Annotated in this window: 17 protein-coding genes and 1 other annotated feature; of the genes, 16 read left to right on the top strand and 1 reads right to left on the bottom strand. The window is 43.9% G+C overall.

Features of this window, described 5'->3' with window-relative positions; translation table 11 throughout:
* Positions 1-42: 42 nt before the first annotated feature.
* The 11 genes from AB5706_RS01640 (at position 43) to AB5706_RS01585 (ending at position 9,682) form a co-directional block, all read left to right on the top strand.
* Complete coding sequence (locus AB5706_RS01640; RefSeq protein ID WP_148461243.1) at positions 43-1,536, top strand: hypothetical protein; 1,494 nt, start codon at positions 43-45, stop codon at positions 1,534-1,536.
* Between the two features lie 293 nt (positions 1,537-1,829).
* A complete protein-coding gene (locus tag AB5706_RS01630; protein ID WP_368365678.1) occupies positions 1,830-2,942 on the top strand; it encodes an RluA family pseudouridine synthase in 1,113 nt (370 codons plus the stop codon).
* Positions 2,939-3,451 carry an HD domain-containing protein gene (locus tag AB5706_RS01625; RefSeq protein ID WP_148461244.1) on the top strand — a complete coding sequence of 171 codons (513 nt, stop codon included), beginning with the start codon at positions 2,939-2,941 and terminating at the stop codon, positions 3,449-3,451. The genes AB5706_RS01630 and AB5706_RS01625 overlap by 4 nt, the downstream gene beginning before the upstream one ends.
* Positions 3,452-3,723: 272 nt before the next feature.
* Positions 3,724-4,077, top strand: a complete 354-nt coding sequence (locus tag AB5706_RS01620; RefSeq protein WP_148461245.1) for a PadR family transcriptional regulator — start codon at positions 3,724-3,726, stop codon at positions 4,075-4,077.
* A gap of 5 nt (positions 4,078-4,082) precedes the next feature.
* The gene (locus AB5706_RS01615) at positions 4,083-4,808 is read left to right on the top strand and encodes a DUF1700 domain-containing protein (RefSeq protein WP_148461246.1); all 726 of its coding nucleotides are present in this window, start codon (positions 4,083-4,085) and stop codon (positions 4,806-4,808) included.
* A complete protein-coding gene (locus tag AB5706_RS01610) occupies positions 4,805-5,671 on the top strand; it encodes a DUF4097 family beta strand repeat-containing protein (protein ID WP_148461247.1) in 867 nt (288 codons plus the stop codon). The genes AB5706_RS01615 and AB5706_RS01610 overlap by 4 nt, the downstream gene beginning before the upstream one ends.
* A gap of 93 nt (positions 5,672-5,764) precedes the next feature.
* Complete coding sequence (locus tag AB5706_RS01605) at positions 5,765-5,950, top strand: PspC domain-containing protein (protein ID WP_021924744.1); 186 nt, start codon at positions 5,765-5,767, stop codon at positions 5,948-5,950.
* 207 nt (positions 5,951-6,157) lie between these two features.
* Positions 6,158-6,346: a small, acid-soluble spore protein, alpha/beta type gene (locus tag AB5706_RS01600; protein WP_118583262.1), complete on the top strand. Its 189-nt coding sequence runs from the start codon at positions 6,158-6,160 to the stop codon at positions 6,344-6,346.
* A gap of 381 nt (positions 6,347-6,727) precedes the next feature.
* A complete protein-coding gene (pdxS, locus tag AB5706_RS01595; RefSeq protein ID WP_173716383.1) occupies positions 6,728-7,603 on the top strand; it encodes a pyridoxal 5'-phosphate synthase lyase subunit PdxS in 876 nt (291 codons plus the stop codon).
* A 1-nt stretch (position 7,604) separates the two neighbouring features.
* Positions 7,605-8,204: a pyridoxal 5'-phosphate synthase glutaminase subunit PdxT gene (pdxT, locus tag AB5706_RS01590; protein WP_173735229.1), complete on the top strand. Its 600-nt coding sequence runs from the start codon at positions 7,605-7,607 to the stop codon at positions 8,202-8,204.
* 173 nt (positions 8,205-8,377) lie between these two features.
* Entirely contained in the window at positions 8,378-9,682 is a 1,305-nt protein-coding gene (locus AB5706_RS01585) for an O-acetylhomoserine aminocarboxypropyltransferase/cysteine synthase family protein (protein WP_173770639.1), read from the top strand.
* Positions 9,683-9,695: 13 nt separating this feature from the next.
* On the opposite strand, the gene AB5706_RS01580 is transcribed toward AB5706_RS01585, so the two are convergent.
* Positions 9,696-9,827: a DUF6783 domain-containing protein gene (locus AB5706_RS01580; RefSeq protein WP_368357340.1), complete on the bottom strand. Its 132-nt coding sequence runs from the start codon at positions 9,825-9,827 to the stop codon at positions 9,696-9,698.
* Between the two features lie 176 nt (positions 9,828-10,003).
* Here AB5706_RS01580 and AB5706_RS01575 point away from each other — a divergent pair, with 176 nt between their 5' ends.
* From AB5706_RS01575 to AB5706_RS01555, 5 genes are all read left to right on the top strand, one after another.
* Positions 10,004-11,686: a bifunctional diguanylate cyclase/phosphodiesterase gene (locus AB5706_RS01575; protein WP_173770638.1), complete on the top strand. Its 1,683-nt coding sequence runs from the start codon at positions 10,004-10,006 to the stop codon at positions 11,684-11,686.
* Between the two features lie 213 nt (positions 11,687-11,899).
* The gene (locus AB5706_RS01570; RefSeq protein WP_308768394.1) at positions 11,900-12,121 is read left to right on the top strand and encodes a CotH kinase family protein; all 222 of its coding nucleotides are present in this window, start codon (positions 11,900-11,902) and stop codon (positions 12,119-12,121) included.
* Between the two features lie 141 nt (positions 12,122-12,262).
* Positions 12,263-13,225, top strand: coding sequence for a hypothetical protein (locus tag AB5706_RS01565; RefSeq protein WP_368365677.1), 963 nt, complete (start codon positions 12,263-12,265; stop codon positions 13,223-13,225).
* Between the two features lie 253 nt (positions 13,226-13,478).
* Positions 13,479-14,195 (top strand): ABC transporter ATP-binding protein, encoded by a 717-nt coding sequence (locus AB5706_RS01560; protein ID WP_118583251.1) that lies wholly within the window; start codon positions 13,479-13,481, stop codon positions 14,193-14,195.
* Between the two features lie 7 nt (positions 14,196-14,202).
* Entirely contained in the window at positions 14,203-18,273 is a 4,071-nt protein-coding gene (locus AB5706_RS01555; protein WP_368365676.1) for an FtsX-like permease family protein, read from the top strand.
* A 121-nt stretch (positions 18,274-18,394) separates the two neighbouring features.
* Positions 18,395-18,676, top strand: a binding site (T-box leader).
* Positions 18,677-18,708: the final 32 nt, after the last annotated feature.

The raw sequence follows: 18,708 nt of genomic DNA, 5'->3' as shown, positions 1-18,708 counted from the left end.
GTATAGTAAAGGTACAACATATTTCGACAGGAGGAAAATGGTATGAAGAGAAAAATAGTTACAGCGGTCATCGCGTTTATTTTATGTGCAGCAGTTGTTCCCACAGCTGGTATTTACAGCGTAATGGCAGAAAACGAGGATACGCTTCAGGTAGAGGACGGAGCTGACTATGCAGCACTTTCCGGTGTATGGAAAAATGAAGATGCACAGGCTGATGAAACTCTTACCTTAAGTGCAGACGGATTGTTTGTATATCACACCGGAGAAGGCGATGATGTTCAGGGATATCTGGAATATGTGGATGAATACAACGACGGAAATGGCAGATATGACATGTACAATCGCATGGGCATGTGGCTGGAGGGATTTTATCTGGACTCCGCGGATACTCTTCATATGGGAAATGACGGAGCTGCGGTTTTTACCAGAGCAGAGGAAGATCAGGCAGAAGAGAATTCGGAAGGTCAGACTGAAAACGAAGACAGCGTGGAAAAGAAAAGCTATGTCCTCATGTCAAATAAACGCTATACAGGACTGCGCCCTCTTTATAACAATTCCAGTTGGGAAGGAGGGTATTTCTATTCCGATATGACAGAGGACTGTATGACGGTGATCGTCAACTGCAGTGCTTTAAATGACAATGAATTCACCGGTACCCCGGAGGAATATATGGAACAGTTTGCAGGCTTTGTAAGTGAATCGGAAATAAAGGATTTCACAGCAGTACAGAACCAGGAATATACAGAGAAATTCACTTATCCGGCATATGAACTGGAATTTACCACCGGAGCAAATGAAGATACCTGCAAATGGAAAATGCTGTATTTCCAGACGGATACCAATACCTTTGCTTATGCTTACAGAGTTTCAGCGGATTTTGCTGAGGAGATGGAGGCGGAATACCGGGATGCCATTTCTTCTCTGGAGCTGACGGAGATTGAGGGCGTTGAAAATACAGAAACCACTTTCACTCAAGGGGAAGATTATGATCCAAGTGCCGAAGGAGAGAGCCTGGAAATGTTTATCTCTTATTTTGACAGCTGGTACCAGTATGGAGATTTAAATGCCATGAATATCCGGCTTTATGGAGAAGGAACCTGGGAAATCTACAACAGCCTGAATAGTGATAAAACAGGGGGATATTTTTTTGACAGCGGTACTTTTACCACACTTGGCACAACTGCCTTGAAACTGGTCAATGACAGCGGAATCTATGTGGCAGATGTTACTTTGGATGGAGATGGCGATCTGATGCTCAGTCCTGTGATTTCCGGATATGGAAATATTTATGCAGGTGCAGCTTTTTTACGAGAGTCCGATTCTATCGCCTACGAAGCCCAGACAGCTGACGATGGTGAAGGATACGGAGACTACATTCCTGATGAAGATTATGTAGAGGAAAGTGATCCGGGAGATACTTATTACTGGTATGATGGGGAAGGAAATGTAATGTACTTTGATGGTTCCGACAGCTATTATATAGGACCGGATGACGTGTTCTATATTGATGAGGCAGGAAGGCTGATGGAATACTGATAAGCAGGTAAAACTAGTACATCGTTTCGTAAATAACTATACCAATCGCGTAGGATGGGGATTCGAGTGTGCAGATTGCAGAAAGCCTTTTTCAAACACGCTCTGGGACGTGGACAAAAAGAATTTCCTGAAAAATATATGACAAATTTTGCAAGCCGAATACCTATGTGTATTTCGGCTTGCTTATTATTTACTGTTTTAAGATCATAGGGGATTTCATAAGCTTTCATTTTGTGATAAACTATGTGATAAAGCTAAACAAGCTTCGTGTTTTGAGCAGCGGAGATTTCATTTTGACAAAGATATGGGCAGGAGCTATCAAGGATGCAGATATGGAAAGATATCTTGAGATAAGGATCACAGAGTCTGGAAAAGTAGGAGAGGTTTTGCGGGCTGAGGCAGGGCTTACAAAGAGGCAGATCAGTCAGGCAAAGTTCAGGCCGGGAGGTATCCTTAAAAATGGAAAACAGTGCCGTGTAACGGAAATAGCAGTGCCTGGTGATCGGCTTCAGGTATGTCTGGAAGCGAAAGGGATTGATTCAAAGCAACTGGTGTGTCCAGATACAAGTAGTTTCATAGAACGAGGAAAAAAACAATTATTGGATTTCGAAAGACAAGAGCTGGAAGAAGGATTAAAACCCCAGAAACTTCAGATCCTTTATGAAGACCAGGATTTACTTGTAGTAAACAAGCCGGCTGGTATGGTGACGCACCCATCCGGAAGCCATTATCAGGACAGCATTTCTAACCTGCTTGCAGCCTATTTTCGTGAAAAAAATGAGACAACACGCATTCGGTCCATTGGACGTCTGGATAAAGAGACCTCCGGGATTTTACTTTTTGCCAGAAACCAGGTGGCGGCAGCCAGATTGCAGAAGCAGAGGGAAGAAGGAAAGCTGCAGAAGAAATATCTGGCGCTTGCAGAAGGAGATTTATCAGAAGCAAATGATTCTGTATTCTGGAAAGAAATTGCTATACCACTTGCCCCGGATCCGGAAAATCCCATGAAAATGAAAATTTCTCCAGATGGACTGTTGCCAGGAAGCAGGAATGCAGTTACGTATTATAAGAACATAAAAAGTTTCGGCAATGTGACTCTTGTTGAGCTTCAGCTGGAAACCGGACGAACCCATCAGATCCGGGTTCACATGTCAGGGATAGGTCACCCTCTTCTGGGAGATACGATGTATAATCCTAGAGTGTGTTTGAAAATGAGTAACAGCAAAGAAAAAAAGAATACGGAAGGCAGAATTAATAATAGGAATGACTGCTTCAAAAGAGCTGCGCTCCATGCCTGGAAGCTGACTTTTTGTCACCCATTTACAGATGAAATAATCACTCTGGAAGCTCCCCTTCCAGATGATTTCTGCCGCTTTTTGAATGCAAACGAGGAGGAAAAAACATGACAGAAACACAGCAAACCATAAATAATGTTATCGCAAAAATGATCGCATATTCCGATGGAAACAAGCATGATATTGCCCATTTCCTGAAGGTATATACATATGCCAGAATGATTGGCGAGATGGAAAATTTAACCGAAAGAAAGCAGGAAATTCTGGAAATCGCAGCCGTGATCCACGACATTGCCTGCCCTGTATGCCGCGTAAAATATGGTAATACAAATGGCTCCAACCAGGAAAAAGAAAGTCCTGAGCTGGTAGAAAATTTCCTCAAGGATGTGGAAATTGATGATGAAATGAAAGAGAGAATCAACTATCTGGTCAGCCATCACCACACCTATACAAACGTAGACGGAATGGATTACCGCATTCTTCTGGAAGCTGATTTTCTTGTAAATGCAGATGAAAGTGAAATGTCTGAGAATGCTGTTGAAACAGCCAGAGAGCGCGTATTTGAGACCAATACAGGCAAAAAATTACTCACAAGTATCTATAAATTGCCTGCCAGGTAAAGCAATAGAAGGCGTTGAAAAAGAAAAAATTGGGCTTGTAGTGAAGGATAAAAAAGGCTTTCACCTGTGACGGAGAAATTTATCAGTTATTTGAAGTGAAAGAAAATATGTTGAAATATTGGCGTGGCATTGGCTGCGCCTTTTTTTGTGTAAATGATAGAAATATATAAATTTGTTTTTAAAAATGGTATTGACAAAATTATATTATATATCATATAGTATTGTTAATTAAATAATATTGATGAATTATATAATATGATTGGAGTGATCAGATGGTATTTAACACAGGAGCTGCACTTCTGGACGCTATTGTCCTGGCGGTTGTGTCCAAGGAGCCGGAAGGTACTTACGGATACAAGATCACCCAGGATGTACGCGGAGTTCTGGATATTTCAGAATCCACACTTTATCCAGTGCTGCGCCGCCTGCAGAAGGATGACTGCCTGGAAGTTTACGATCAGGCATATGCCGGACGAAATCGCAGATATTATAAACTGACGGAGAAAGGGCAGGCACAGCTGAATTTGTACAAGATCGAGTGGAAGAATTATTCCACCAAGATAGGCAGTATGTTTGAGGACGTTGGCAGAAATGCGGACAGCGGCCACATGAGGGAGGAGAATTAACAGGTATGGACAGAGCGCAGTTTATGAAACAGCTAGAGAGGCTGCTGTCTGATATTTCGGAAGCAGAAAAGCAGGAGGCGCTGGCTTACTACAACAGTTATTTTGATGAAGCCGGTCCTGAGAATGAGGCTTCCGTGATCAGAGAGCTTGGAAGCCCCGGAAAAGTGGCTGCCATAATAAAGGCAGACCTTGACGAAAGCAATGAAGAATATGCACAGTATACAGAGAATGGATATGAGGACTTGAGGGAAAACAAGGCTTCTTATATGCCGGAGATTCGCCAAAGAGATGGGAAACATGCAGGAAAAACAGATCGTATCCACAGGGGATATCGCCCGAAAGAGAAGGGAAGCAACAGCAGGTTTATCCTGATCCTAATTGCCCTGGTATTTCTTTCCCCATTTATCATTACAGCAGCTAGTGGCGTATTCAGTATTTTACTGGTGGTGATCTTGTTTCCGTTTTTGGCGATTTTTGTATCCGGAGTTGTGGCGTTCGCATTTATCGTAGCAGCTTGCGCCTGCATTAGTGTGGGTGTTGGAATTTTGGTTACCAATACAGCTGTGGGACTTCTGGTAATGGGAATCGGCTGTCTTTTGTTTGCATCAGGAATTCTGTTCTGCATTTTAACAGGATGGCTGGGCTCCACAATTTTCCCATGGATCCTTCGCAAGGTGACAGACTTTTTCCAGAAAATCGTGTATCGGAATAAGAAGGAGGAGCAGGCATGAAAAAAGGAACAAAGGGAATGCTGATTGCAGCAGGTGCTTTCGCAGTGGCAGGAATTGGTTTCTGTATCGGTGGAATTTCTGTAGCAGCAGTGGAAACAGGCGGAAATGTGTTTGATCAGGCTGGACAGCTGCTTCAGGATAATGATTATCCGCTGGCTGGTCTGATCCATTTGGGAAACGCCCAATATCATTCTTCTGACATAGATTGGGATGCTTTAGATGGAAATACTGTGGATATGGATTTTGCCAGTGATCTGGAAATCAGTTTGAAGTATGATGAGCTCCTTATCCAGGAATACGATGGTGACAAGATTCGGGTAAATGTGGCAAATGATGCGAAGAACGATGTAGTGGTTAAGGAAACTTCCGGGAAAATCACGATTACAGATACCCGCAGTGGAAATGTAAAAAAGAAGAAACAGATAAAAGTCATTGTTCCTTCCGGGAAAGACTTTGATACGGTAAGCCTGGGTGTTGACATGGGTACTATTGATCTGGAGTGCGATTTAAAAGTACAGGAGCTTTCGGTGGAAGTTGGCGCTGGAGAATTTAGCGGTTATGGAAATATCACAGCAGCGTATTGTGATCTTCAGGTTGGCGCCGGAACCATCGACATTGATCAGCTTGATATTCAGAAACTGAATGCGGACTGCGGTGCTGGTGAAATTGACATGGTAGTAACTGGAAAAGAGAAGGACTATAATTACGATCTTTCCTGTGGTATGGGTGAGATTAATTTGGAGGATTCTGAGTACAGTGGAATTGGCATTGAGAAAAACATTTCCAATGAAGGTGCCAGAAAAGATATGGTGCTGGAATGCGGAATGGGCGAGATTGATGTGGAGTTTACTGGGGAAAGCTAAATCTTGCAGAAAGCTCTTTTCAGACACGCTCTGGTGTAAAGTTATGTAATGGATAAAAAATAAGACAGAAATGTCAGATCGGAGGAATTAATTATGAGCAATAAGCGTTTATACAAATCAACCGTAAATTGTATGCTGTGCGGTGTGTGCGGAGGAATTGCCGAGTATTTCGATATTGACCCAACCCTGGTCCGCCTGGCCTGGGTAATCCTGACCTGCTTCGGCGGCGCAGGAATCTGGGCATATATTATTGCAGCGATTATTATTCCGAAAGCATAAGAAGAATTGCACAAGATCCACTGCCTGCGAAAACTTAGCTGCGGGGGGCCGAGCTGCTTAGTTGTAGTTGACAGTCAGCTTGGCAGAATATTGCGACGGTTCGCGTGGAATATGCCATGTCAAATTGCATCCACTTTGAATAAATGTATTATATTTTGTCCATACTCCCTATATACATCCAAACACTGTAAAAAGGAGCATAGACATATGAACAAAGACAAAGAAGTAGAAGCTTACAAATCCGGAAATCTTACCCCTGAAGAACAGACAAAATATGAAATTGCTCAGGAACTTGGCATTCTGGATAAAGTCTTAGAAGGGGGCTGGAAAAGCCTCTCCGCCAAAGAAACGGGCCGGATCGGTGGCATAATGGCGCGAAAGAAACCGAAAAAATAATAGTATATTATTTGCCCCTGCAACTTGCCATCAGGCTAGAGCGTGTTTGAAAAAGGCTCTAGGAGGGGCGGGAAAATGGGGGACGCGTAAGCGTCTCCTTTTCAGAAAAAAATGGAGGAAAATTATGCGTATCCTGATAGCAGAAGACGAGGTAGAAATTGCCCGGGCACTGAAGGTTTTGCTGGAAAAAAACAAGTCCTGCAGGACAGTTTAAGAGAAAATATTCAAACTGTCATTTTAAAATATATAAAAATTGGATATTTATAACGGTACAGTATTCCTGTATGCTTTCAGACAAATAAAAGGCAGTTGAAGAAATGGAGATCTGTTAAAACAGTGCCACACAATTTTTCTGCACAATACATACAGGAGGAAATCAAAATGAGCCAGGAAAGATATGCATTAAATAAACAGCTTGCACAGATGTTAAAAGGTGGAGTGATCATGGACGTTACCACTCCGGAACAGGCAAAAATCGCAGAGGAGGCAGGTGCCTGTGCGGTTATGGCGCTGGAGAGGATTCCGGCAGATATTCGTGCAGCTGGCGGTGTTTCCAGGATGAGCGACCCAAAAATGATCAAAGGAATCCAGGAGGCAGTCTCTATTCCGGTTATGGCGAAATGCCGTATCGGACATTTTGTAGAAGCGCAGATCCTGGAAGCAATTGAGATTGATTATATTGATGAGAGCGAGGTACTTTCCCCGGCAGATGATGTTTACCATATTGACAAGCGTCAGTTTAAAGTACCATTTGTATGCGGAGCCAAAGATTTAGGAGAAGCTTTAAGGCGAATCGCAGAAGGCGCTTCCATGATCCGTACAAAAGGCGAACCAGGAACCGGCGATGTGGTACAGGCGGTGCGCCACATGCGCATGATGAACAGCGAGATCGCGAAAGTGGTTTCCATGCGTGAGGATGAGCTTTTTGAAGAAGCAAAGAACCTGCGTGTACCGTATGAGCTGGTTGAGTATGTACACAAAAACGGAAGACTTCCTGTGGTAAACTTTGCAGCAGGCGGTGTTGCGACTCCTGCAGATGCGGCCCTTATGATGCAGCTTGGCGCAGAAGGTGTGTTTGTGGGCTCTGGTATTTTCAAATCCGGTGATCCGAAGAAGCGTGCAGCAGCTATTGTAAAAGCGGTCACCAACTATCAGGATTCCAAAATGCTTGCAGAGCTTTCCGAGGATCTTGGTGAAGCTATGGTTGGAATCAATGAGCAGGAAATCCAGCTTCTGATGGCAGAGAGGGGCAAATAAGATGAAAATCGGAATCCTTGCTGTGCAGGGAGCTTTTGCAGAACATAAGAGTAAACTGGAAAAACTGGGTGCCCGGTGCATGGAGCTGCGGAAAAAGGAAGACCTGGATGGAGACTTTGACGGACTGGTTTTGCCAGGCGGGGAGAGTACGGTACAGGGAAAACTCCTTCGGGAGCTGGAAATGTTTGAGCCTTTGAAAGAGAAAATCCAGACTGGAATGCCGGTGCTTGCCACTTGTGCAGGGGTGATCCTTCTGGCTGACCACCTCTCTAATGATGGGCATGTGTATTTCGGAACCATGCCTGTGACAGTAAAAAGAAATGCCTACGGCAGACAGCTTGGCAGTTTTCACACCATCAGGGAAATGAAAGGAATCGGTCAGGTTCCCATGACATTCATTCGTGCCCCTTATATTGAAAAATGTGGGGAAGGCGCAGAAGTACTGGCTGAGGTGGATGGAAACATTGTAGCTGTAAAGTATAAAAAGCAGTATGGACTGGCATTTCATCCGGAACTGGATGAGGATGACAGGATACATGAGGCGTTTCTGAATAGTGTAAAGAAATATGCAAAGAAAAATTCCCCAAATACCTGGCTATAGAATGAACCTATAACCAGATATTATTTTTACATATTAGACAGATAATCCCCAGTATGTTACTATGCATTCATCAACAAAAACAAAGCAACAGCAAAGAAAAACATCAAAAACAATAACAAAACTAACATTAACAAAAAATGATGAAAAATAGTAAACATACGGAGGAAAGAAAAATGGCAGATATCAGAGATTCTAAAAACTGGGGATTTGAAACAAAACAGTTACACATTGGACAGGAGAAAGCAGATCCGGTAACAGATGCAAGAGCTGTTCCAATCTACGCTTCCACATCTTATGTGTTCCATAACTCACAGCATGCAGCTGACCGTTTCGGACTTCGCGATGCCGGAAATATTTATGGAAGACTTACCAACCCTACAGAGGATGTTTTCGAGCAGAGAATTGCTGCTCTTGAAGGTGGAGTTGCAGCACTTGCAGTTGCTTCCGGTGCAGCAGCTATCAATTATACATTCCAGGCACTTGCAAAAACAGGTGAGCACATTGTAGCTTCCAAGACCATCTACGGCGGAACATACAACCTTCTGGCACATACTCTTCCGCAGACCAGCGGTATCACCGCAACATTTGTAGACCCGGATGTAGAAGGCTCCTTCGAAGCGGCAATTCAGGAAAACACAAAAGCAATCTTTATTGAAACCCTTGGAAACCCGAACTCCAACCTGATTGATATTGAAGAAGTTGCAAAAATTGCGCACAAACATAACATTCCTCTTGTAGTTGATTCTACATTTGCAACTCCTTACCTGGTTCGCCCGATTGAGTATGGTGCAGATATCGTCGTTCATTCTGCCACCAAATTTATCGGCGGCCATGGAACTGCAATCGGCGGCGTAATCGTAGACAGCGGTAACTTTGACTGGAAGGCATCCGGCAAATTCCCGTGGATTTCTGAGCCGAACCCAAGCTATCATGGAATTTCCTTTGCAGAGGCAACCGCTCCGGCAGCATTTGTAACTTACATTCGTGCAATCATCCTTCGTGATACAGGAGCTACCCTTTCTCCATTCCATGCATTTATGTTCTTACAGGGACTGGAAACTCTTTCCTTAAGAGTGGAGCGTCACGTAAGCAACGCCCTGAAAATCGTAGATTACCTGTCTAAACATCCACAGGTAGAAGCTGTTCATCATCCATCACTGGAGAGTGAGCCAAGCCATTATCTTTATAAGAAATACCTTCCAAACGGTGGCGGTTCCATCTTTACATTTGAGATCAAGGGTGATGCACAGACCGCTCAGAAGTTTATTGATAACCTTGCAATCTTCTCACTGCTTGCAAACGTTGCAGATGTAAAATCTCTTGTGATCCATCCTGCAACAACCACACACAGCCAGTGCACAGAGGAAGAGCTTCTTGACCAGGGAATCAAACCAAACACAATCCGTCTTTCCATCGGTATTGAGAAAGTGGAAGACCTGATCGCGGCTCTGGACGCAGCATTCGAGGCAGTAAAATAATTAAAAAATAAATTCATTTTTGTAAAAGGTACTGTATCTCCTGAAATGGAAATATAGTACCTTTTTTACGGGCTGCAACAAACGAATTCGGGCAAAATATGCCGCAAAGTGGGACGTGCGGATTGCGGGATGATTTTTCAAACAGGCTCTGGCATCTACGGAATGGTTACAGATTATCATAAAAATGTTTGTATTATTTATTCTTCTGTTTATACTTTTTTAACATTTTATGTGCAGAATTGTCAAAAACGGTAGACAGAATTGTGCAAAGTATGGTAAAATATTGATGTATTAGGGGAAAAGGGAAGGCAGTGATTTTGTGTGATAGATATCTCTAATCTTGACAGCCATATATTTGATGCTCTGTCTCAGACTTCAGATAATATGTACATTTATATAGCAGACCTGGAACGCGATTTTTCCAGATGGTCTAAGCCAAGTGTGGATTACTTCAATCTGCCGGGAGAATTTATAGAGAATACGGCGAAGGAATGGGTACAGCATATCCATCCTGCAGACCAGCATATTTTTCTGGAGGATATCGGTCGTATTTTTGAGGGGAAAAGCAACCGGCATAATTGTGAATACCGGGCTTTAAATAAATATGGGAAATATGTATGGGTAAGGTGCCAGGGAATTGTGGAGCGGAATGCGGATGGAAGCCTTGGCCTTTTTGTTGGCACGATGATGAATCTTGGTGTGAATGCCAAGTTTGACCAGCCCACTGGTTTATATACGTTTCATGAGCTGAAGAAGCAGCTTCCGTCATTTATCAGTCATGGAATGGAAGGTGCGGTTCTTCTTTTTGATGTGGACAGACTTCAGAGAATCAATGATATTCTTGGGTATCTGGTAGGAGATGAGGTGCTGCAGCGTCTGGGACAGAAATGTCAGAGTATGGAGGGCGTTATTTCTTATCGAGGACCAGGAGGTAAATTCTATTGTATTACCACGGAGAAATCCGAGAGTGCGCTTGACCGGATTTACCGGGAAGTGCAGAGATTTTCGGAGGAAGTCCCCAGGGAGATGAATCTGGAGATCCAGTTGACAATTTCCTGCGGAGTGGCCTTTTTTCCACAGGATGCAGAGGATTTCGAGACTTTGCATGCAAATGTGGAATACGCCCTTGAGCAGGCGAAGAAAGTGGGACGTGGTAGCATTGCGCAGTTTTCCGGACAAATGCACAGAAAAACAGTGGAGAAATTCCGACTGCAGGAAGTTCTCCGTGAGTCTGTTGCCAATAATTGCAGAGGGTTTGCACTGGTATACCAGCCTCTGGTGAACGGAGAGACTCAGGAGGTTTATGGTGCTGAGACTCTGATGCGTTTTTATCTGCCGGATGGAACCCTGGTTTCCCCAATGGAATTTATTCCGATCCTGGAGGAAGACGGAACCATCAGACAGGTGGGAGAGTGGCTTTTGAATGAGGCACTTGCCCAGGCGGCCTTGTGGCGCATGGAGAATCCTGATTTTGTGATTTCCGTGAATGTTTCTTATATCCAGATACTTCAGGAAGGCTTCAGGGAAATGGTGACACGGATCGTGGAAAAATCCGGCACACCGGAGAAGCAGTTGATCCTGGAGCTTACAGAGAGCTGTAAGGTATCGGATCCCAACGGCCTTCGGGATGATTTTGAATATTTTAAAAATATGGGGATCAATATGGCACTGGATGATTTCGGCACGGAGTACTCATCCATTGCATTGCTTCGCAAGCTGAAACCACAGTGGATCAAGATCGATCATACTTTTGTCCGTTCCATTCAGGATGATGAGATGGATCAGGCGATTCTGGAATATATTATGAATCTGAGTAAGCAGACCAGAATAAAGGTTTGTGTGGAAGGTGTGGAGAATGAGGAAATCCTTTCCGTTGTCCAGACTTATAAGCCGGAATTGCTTCAGGGATACTATTATTCCAGACCCTGTCCGGCGGAGGAATTTTCAAAGAAATATTTCAATGGAAAAGATAAGACAGGCAGCTACGGTTGTCTGAAAAAATAATTCTGATAAGCGCTTTTTTATACGCTCTAAGGGAAATACTAGTACATCGTTTTCGAAATAACTATACCACTCACTTGTCTGTGAATTCGATTGCACAGGTATAAAAGCCTCGGCGTAGCCCGCTACGCCTACGTTTTTATACCTGCACACTCGAATCCACATCCTACGTGATTGGTATAGTTATTTACGAAGCGATGTACTAGTCTTTCGTCTATTGCAAGTGACCCCGATACAGATCGGTATAGCTTTAAACTGGAATTTGATCATTACATTAAAGGGCAGACCTGCTATGGTTTAGATAAGCTAATCCTGAATAATAATTATGCAGACGCTACCAATATGAAAGAAGCTGTAGAGGACAGTTTTATGCTGCGCAATTATGGCACAGAAGATGGAAATGAAGCATTACAAAAAACAGAGTCAGGTGGTGTATAATAAGAAAAACGGAGTTGAAAAGCCATGGTTAATCCGTTATAATTTTCATATATAAATACATGAAAAAAGTGTTTTTTCAGAAAATTGTATGTTGCTGGTCATGGGGTGGACAGCAAAGACTATATGAAGGGGGATTTTTCTATGACGAAAATGAAGAAGATTTGCATACCTGTTCTTGCAGCTGCAGCCCTTGCATTTTCAGTTCCCGGAACTACGCAGGAGGCAGAGGCTTCCTGTAATACTTACCGTGTGAATGTTGTTACTGGATATCTGGCTCTGCGGACAGATACATCCTATAATAGCGGTAATGAGATCGGAGAACTTTACAGTGGTGATCTGGTGGAGGTACTGGATTATACTGGCGCCACTGGTTACTGGTATGTATACTCTCCTAAGTATGACGATTTCGGATATGTGAATAATGATTATCTGGATTCTGTGACATCTTCCTATAATACAATGTGGACCGTAAGCGTTTCCACCGGATATCTGGCTCTTCGCAATGCACCGGAATATGATGCATCTAATGAAATCGGTGAGCTCTATTCGGGAGATACCGTCTGGGTTTCCGACAGCAGCAATTCTCAGTACTGGTATGTGTATTCCCCGAAACTGGACGGCTATGGATATGTGAACCAGGAGTACCTGTACAGAGAAGAGGGACTGGATACAGATTCCAGCTATTTTGGTGAAATAAGAACGGTCAGTGTTGCCAAGGGCTATCTGGCACTTCGCAATATGAAGGCATATGATGCTTCCAATGAAATCGGGGAATTATATTCCGGTGATACCGTACAGCTTCTGGATACAAGTGATTCCCAGTACTGGTATGTGTATTCCCCGAAATATGATACCAATGGATTTGTAAACAAAGATTATCTGGTGGGTGGAAATGCATATGCTACCTTGTATGTAAAAGTGCCTACCGGCTATCTGGCTCTTCGATCCGCTATGGGATATGATGCGGCAAATGAGATTGGTGAACTGAATACCGGTGATACTGTGGTAGTAATTGATTCCAGTTCAGATAAATACTGGTATGTATATTCTCCACGCCTTATGAAATACGGATATGCAGATTGTAATTATATATTCTGCAATTGATGAGCAGGAAAGAAAAACAGCCTCTGACTTTTTTACTGGGAAAGTCAGAGGCTGTTTTTGAAATAACTATAATTTTTATAACTGCACACTTGAATTCATATCCTACGCGATTGGTATAGTTGTTACTGTTTACTCCGTGACCAGTAACGTATAGTTATCTTTATAGAAATTTCATACTTTCTCTGATTGAACAAAAAAACCTGCAATGCTATACTAAAATTAAAATATATTTGAAAAACAGGAGTGTGATAAATTGCAGGGTACCACAGAAAACTATATTCACCTTGAAAAGGTTTCTAAGATTTATGGAACGAAAGAAGTAAAAATAATCGCAGTAGATGAGATCAGCTTTAACATAGCTAAAGGCGAGTTTGCCGTGATCGTAGGGCCCAGTGGTGCTGGCAAGACTACGGTTCTGAATATTCTGGGCGGAATGGATACTGCCACCAGCGGTCAGATCTGGGTAGATGGAAGGAATATAGCGAAATACAATAACCGCCAGCTCACCAGCTACCGCAGGGATGATATTGGATTTGTTTTTCAGTTTTATAATCTGGTTCCCAATCTGACAGCCTTGGAAAACGTAGAACTGGCAGGACAGATCTGTAAGAACCCCATGGATCCGAAAACTGTTTTGGAAGAGGTGGGGCTGAAAGACAGACTTGGAAATTTTCCTGCCCAGTTATCAGGCGGTGAACAGCAGAGAGTTTCCATTGCAAGAGCTCTTGCCAAGAATCCGAAGATGCTCCTTTGCGATGAGCCAACAGGCGCTCTGGATTACCAGACTGGTAAGGCGATTCTCAAGCTTTTACAGGATATGTGCCGCCAGAAGGGGATGACAGTAGTGGTTATCACTCATAACTCTGCATTGACGCCTATGGCAGATCGCGTGATTAAAATAAAAAACGGCAAGGTGGCACAGATGACTTTGAATGCCCACCCAACCCCGGTAGAAGAAATTGAGTGGTAGGTGAGAGATGAAAGCATTAAGAAAAGAATTCTGGATGGAGATCCGAAAAAGCAAATCCAGGTTTATCTCCATTCTTCTGATCGTGGCTCTTGGAGTGGCCTTCTTTTCCGGTATTCAGGCTTCCTCGCCGGATATGCGCTATTCCGGAGATGCCTATTATGACGAAAGCAGCCTGATGGATATCAAGGTTGTGGGCACAATGGGCCTGACATCTGATGATGTTTCTTCCATAGAAAGTATAGATGGCATCGAGTCCGCAGAAGGTGCCTGGTCTACCGATGTGATGTGCGGGGAAGGCCAGAAGCAGAAGGTTCTTCACATTGAATCCATAAATGACACAGTGAATAAACTGGATGTGCAGGAGGGACGCCTTCCGGAAAAAAGTGGAGAGATTTTTCTGGATAGCACATTTGCTTCTTCCAATGAATATAAGGTAGGAGATAAGGTGGCTTTGCGTGAAGAAGGAGATTCCCCCGTTCTTGTGACCACAGAATATACGGTAGTGGGAACTGGAAGAAGTCCTCTTTATATTTCCTTTAATAGAGGAAATACCACCCTTGGAACTGGTGAAGTCAATGGATTTGGATATGTGCTCCCAGAAGATTTTGACCAGGAAATTTATACGCAGATTTATGTGACCGTTCATGGGGCAAAGGGTCTTACAAGTTATACAGACGGTTATGAGAATCTGATCGCCAAGATCAAAGACCGTGTTGAAAACATAGCAGATGATCGCTGTCAGATCCGCCTTGCAGCTGTGAAGGCGGATGCACAGGAGGAAATCAATGATGCCCAGAAGAAGTTGGACGATGGGAAAAAAGAGGCAGATGAAAAGCTTGCTGACGCAAAAGAAGAGCTGGATAAAGGTGAAAAGGATTTAGAAGACGGCAGGAAAGAGTATGAAGATGGAAAATCCCAGTTAGAAGACGCAAAAACAGAGCTTGCCGATGGAAAAAAACAGCTGGAAGATGCGAAGACAGAGCTTACTGATGGGAAAAACCAGTTAGAAGATGCAAAAGCGCAGCTTGCTGATGGAAAAAGTCAGCTGGAATCTGCCAGGAGTCAGCTTTCCTCCAGCAAAAGCCAGCTTGACACTGCCAGAAGCCAGCTGGATGATGGATGGAGTCAGGTAAATGCAGCAAAAGCCCAGCTTGCTGACGGACAGGCTCAGCTTGATTCCGCGCAGAAGCAGGTAACCAGTGGTCTGGCAGAATTAGAGGAAAATCAGAAGACTTTAGATGAAAATAAAGCGAAACTTGCAGATGGAAAAGCCCAGATTGAGGCAGGCGAGCAGCAGTTAGAAGCCGCAAAGCAGACTTTGACAACAAAGCAAAGTGAACTGGATCAGTCAAAAGCGGAGATCATTGCCGGACAGCAGCAGATCGAAAGTACCAGAACCCAGTTAAATGCCCAGAAGCAGCAGATTACAGATGGACTTTCCCAGGTATCAGCAGGAGAAGCACAGCTTCAGGATGGAATAAGTGCTTTGGAAAGTGCAAAAGCTCAGCTGACGGAGCTGCAGAGTCAGCTTGAGATAGTACGCGCAAGTTACAACGCAGCACTGGAAAATCCGGATGCTTCCCAGGAGGAAATAGATATTCTGGCAGCTCAGGTGTCTGCACTGGAAGAACAGGAGGCGGCGGTAAGCCAGCAGATTCAGGCAAGTGAAGCGCAGATTGAGAGTCAGCGGCAGCAGCTTGCAGCGACCAGAAGTGAGTTGGAAAGCGGGCTTGCAGCAGTCGAGAATGGACTTTCCCAGCTTTCTCAGAAAGAAAGCGAGCTGAATGCTGGACGGGAACAGATAACAGCAGGTCAGGCAGAGATTGACGCCGGATGGATTCAGATTCAGGAACAGGAGAATACTCTTGCTGCTTCGAAAGCTGAGATAGAGGCAGGGGAACAGGAACTGGAAAAAGGTCAGAAGCAGTTAAAGGCAGCAAAGAAAAAACTGAATAAAGCCCAGAAAGAAATTGATTCCAATGCAGAGACCCTGGCAGCAGGACAGGCGGAACTGGATGCCAATGTGGCAAAGCTGAATGACAACGAAGCGCAGTATGCTTCCGGCCTGGAACAGTATAATTCCGGTGCCCGGCAAATTGCGGAAAATGAGGCAAAGCTTACTTCCGGTGAGCAAGAGATTGCAGAAAATGAGGCAAAACTTGCCGATGGTGAGAAAGAAATCGCAGACAATGAGAAGAAGCTTGCAGACGGTGAAAAAGAGATTACAGACAATGTGAAAAAGCTTCAGGATGCGGCTAAAGACTTGAAAAAAGGCGAGAAAGACCTTGCAGACGGAAAGAAAGAGTACGAAGACGCCAAAAAAGATGCTGAGGATGAGATTGCCGAGAATCAGCAGAAGCTGGATGATGCGAAAAAGGAGCTGGAAGATCTGGAAATGCCGGAGTGGATGGTCACAGATAGGGAGGCTCTTCCGGAATATACGGATTACGGTGATAATGCAGATCGTCTTCGAAACATCGGTCAGGTTTTCCCGGTCATCTTTTTCCTGGTAGCGGCATTGATCAGTCTTACCACTATGACTCGTATGGTGGAGGAGCAGCGAACCCAGATCGGTACCTTGAAGGCATTGGGATATAAGAAGTCTGCTATTGCAGCAAAATACATCTGTTATGCATTTTTTGCAACTCTTCTTGGCAGTGTGCTGGGAATGCTGATCGGAGAGAAAATCATTCCATACATTATTATAACTGCTTATGGAATTATGTATCATAACGTGGCAAATACCATTTCCATTGATTATCAGCCTGGCTTCGCACTGATCGCTTCCGCAGCCTCTGTTGTATGTACAGTTGGAGCCACTCTTTTCGCAAGTGGAAAGGAGCTGCAGGAGACACCGGCCTCTCTTATGCGCCCACCGGCTCCGAAAGAGGGCAAGCGGGTATTGCTGGAGCGGCTCACATTTATATGGAAGCATTTAAGCTTTTCCTGGAAGTCCACAATTCGAAATCTTTTCCGTTACAAGAAGCGCCTGATCATGACGGTCTTTGGAATTGCAGGAAGCATGGGACTGATGCTGGTTGGCTTTGGGATTCAGGATTCCATCAGTGATATTGCCGCTATTCAGTACCGGGAGCTTCAGCATTATGACGGAATGGTGATTGAGGACAGCGATGCTACAGAGGAAGAACATGCAGAGCTGTTTGAATATATGAAGGAAAATGAGCAAATCGCCCATTGCAATCGGGTACAGATGACGAAGATCAGTGCTCCGAAAGGCAGCTCCAGCGTCAGTATTTATCTGTTTGTGCCAGAGAGCCTGAGTGAGTTTGCAAGGGATGTAACCTTAAAGAACCGTATTACCGGGGAAACATATGAGCTTACCGACGAAGGTGCTGCTATTTCCGAGAAAACAGCATCCCTGCTGGGATTAAAGGTGGGAGATATGATTCCCCTAAAAAAGGGAGATAAGGAATATAAGGTGAGGGTGGCTGTGATCACAGAGAATTATATGAGCCATTACCTTTATATGACGCCCAGGGTTTATGAGCAGACGTTCGGGGAAAAGCCGGAGTATGAGAACATTGTGTTTACTATGCAGGAAGACTGCAAGGATGATCTGGAAATGGCAGGAAGCCGGATCCTTGCTAATCCTGGTGCTCTCAGCATCAGTTATACCAGTAGTCTGGCATCACAGGTTGACCGTATGCTGAGCACTCTGGATGCGGTGATCCTGGTGCTGATCGTTTCCGCAGGAATGCTGGCTTTTGTGGTATTGTATAATCTGAATAATATCAATATTACAGAAAGACAGAGGGAGCTGGCAACTTTGAAGGTGCTTGGCTTCTATGACGGAGAGGTCTCCCAGTATGTGCTTCGGGAAAACGTGATCCTGACAGTGCTTGGAATTATGTTTGGAGCAGTGTTTGGAATTCTCATTCACAGGTATGTGATTACTACGGTTGAGGTGGATGCAGTTATGTTTGGACGTAATATTAAGCCGTTGAGCTTTTTATACAGTGGAATTCTGACAAGCATATTTTCCATTGTGGTGAATGGGGTGATGCATTTTAAGCTGAAAACCATTGATATGGTGGAATCCTTAAAGAGTGTGGAATAAAAATTATTGTAATTGTGAAATTTTTAAATTAGCTTGACAAGCCGGAAGAATGCAATTATAGTTATATCCATAAAAGTGGCGGCTTTTTCCGGATATTTACAAGGAGATCAGACCGCTGCAGCGAAAAGCGTTGAAGAAGAGGAGTAAGTAAATGCCCTCCCAGAGAGAAATGTCCAGGGATAACTGTGGTGGAAGACATTTTGAGATCCGCATTCACTGAAGGTAGCTTCTGAGCCGGGAAACTGAACAAGCAGTGATATCTGCAGTAAGTTTTCACGCAATTCCAGCGTTACAGGAAAGAGATATGTGTACAACAGAGCGAAGACTGTAAATGAATTCAGGGAAACAGTACTTTGCATTTTGCACATAATGAAGGTGGTACCGCGTTAATTTCGCCCTTCACACAATTGTGTGAGGGGCTCTTTTTTTAGGAGG

Source organism: Ruminococcus sp. RTP21484sp1_RTP21277st1_D2_RTP21277_210401 (assembly GCF_040924225.1).
Taxonomy (GTDB): Bacteria; Bacillota; Clostridia; order Lachnospirales; family Lachnospiraceae; genus Blautia_A; species Blautia_A faecis.
The sequence above is the reverse complement of the archived record's forward strand: the minus strand, read 5'-3'. Positions and strand labels throughout refer to the sequence as shown.

Coding starts and splice junctions, on each gene's coding strand:
- AB5706_RS01640 (WP_148461243.1), top strand. CDS start 43: ATGAAGAGAAAAATAGTTACAGCGGTCATCGCGTTTATTTTATGTGCA.
- AB5706_RS01625 (WP_148461244.1), top strand. CDS start 2,939: ATGACAGAAACACAGCAAACCATAAATAATGTTATCGCAAAAATGATC.
- AB5706_RS01620 (WP_148461245.1), top strand. CDS start 3,724: ATGGTATTTAACACAGGAGCTGCACTTCTGGACGCTATTGTCCTGGCG.
- AB5706_RS01615 (WP_148461246.1), top strand. CDS start 4,083: ATGGACAGAGCGCAGTTTATGAAACAGCTAGAGAGGCTGCTGTCTGAT.
- AB5706_RS01610 (WP_148461247.1), top strand. CDS start 4,805: ATGAAAAAAGGAACAAAGGGAATGCTGATTGCAGCAGGTGCTTTCGCA.
- AB5706_RS01605 (WP_021924744.1), top strand. CDS start 5,765: ATGAGCAATAAGCGTTTATACAAATCAACCGTAAATTGTATGCTGTGC.
- AB5706_RS01600 (WP_118583262.1), top strand. CDS start 6,158: ATGAACAAAGACAAAGAAGTAGAAGCTTACAAATCCGGAAATCTTACC.
- pdxS (WP_173716383.1), top strand. CDS start 6,728: ATGAGCCAGGAAAGATATGCATTAAATAAACAGCTTGCACAGATGTTA.
- pdxT (WP_173735229.1), top strand. CDS start 7,605: ATGAAAATCGGAATCCTTGCTGTGCAGGGAGCTTTTGCAGAACATAAG.
- AB5706_RS01585 (WP_173770639.1), top strand. CDS start 8,378: ATGGCAGATATCAGAGATTCTAAAAACTGGGGATTTGAAACAAAACAG.
- AB5706_RS01565 (WP_368365677.1), top strand. CDS start 12,263: ATGACGAAAATGAAGAAGATTTGCATACCTGTTCTTGCAGCTGCAGCC.
- AB5706_RS01555 (WP_368365676.1), top strand. CDS start 14,203: ATGAAAGCATTAAGAAAAGAATTCTGGATGGAGATCCGAAAAAGCAAA.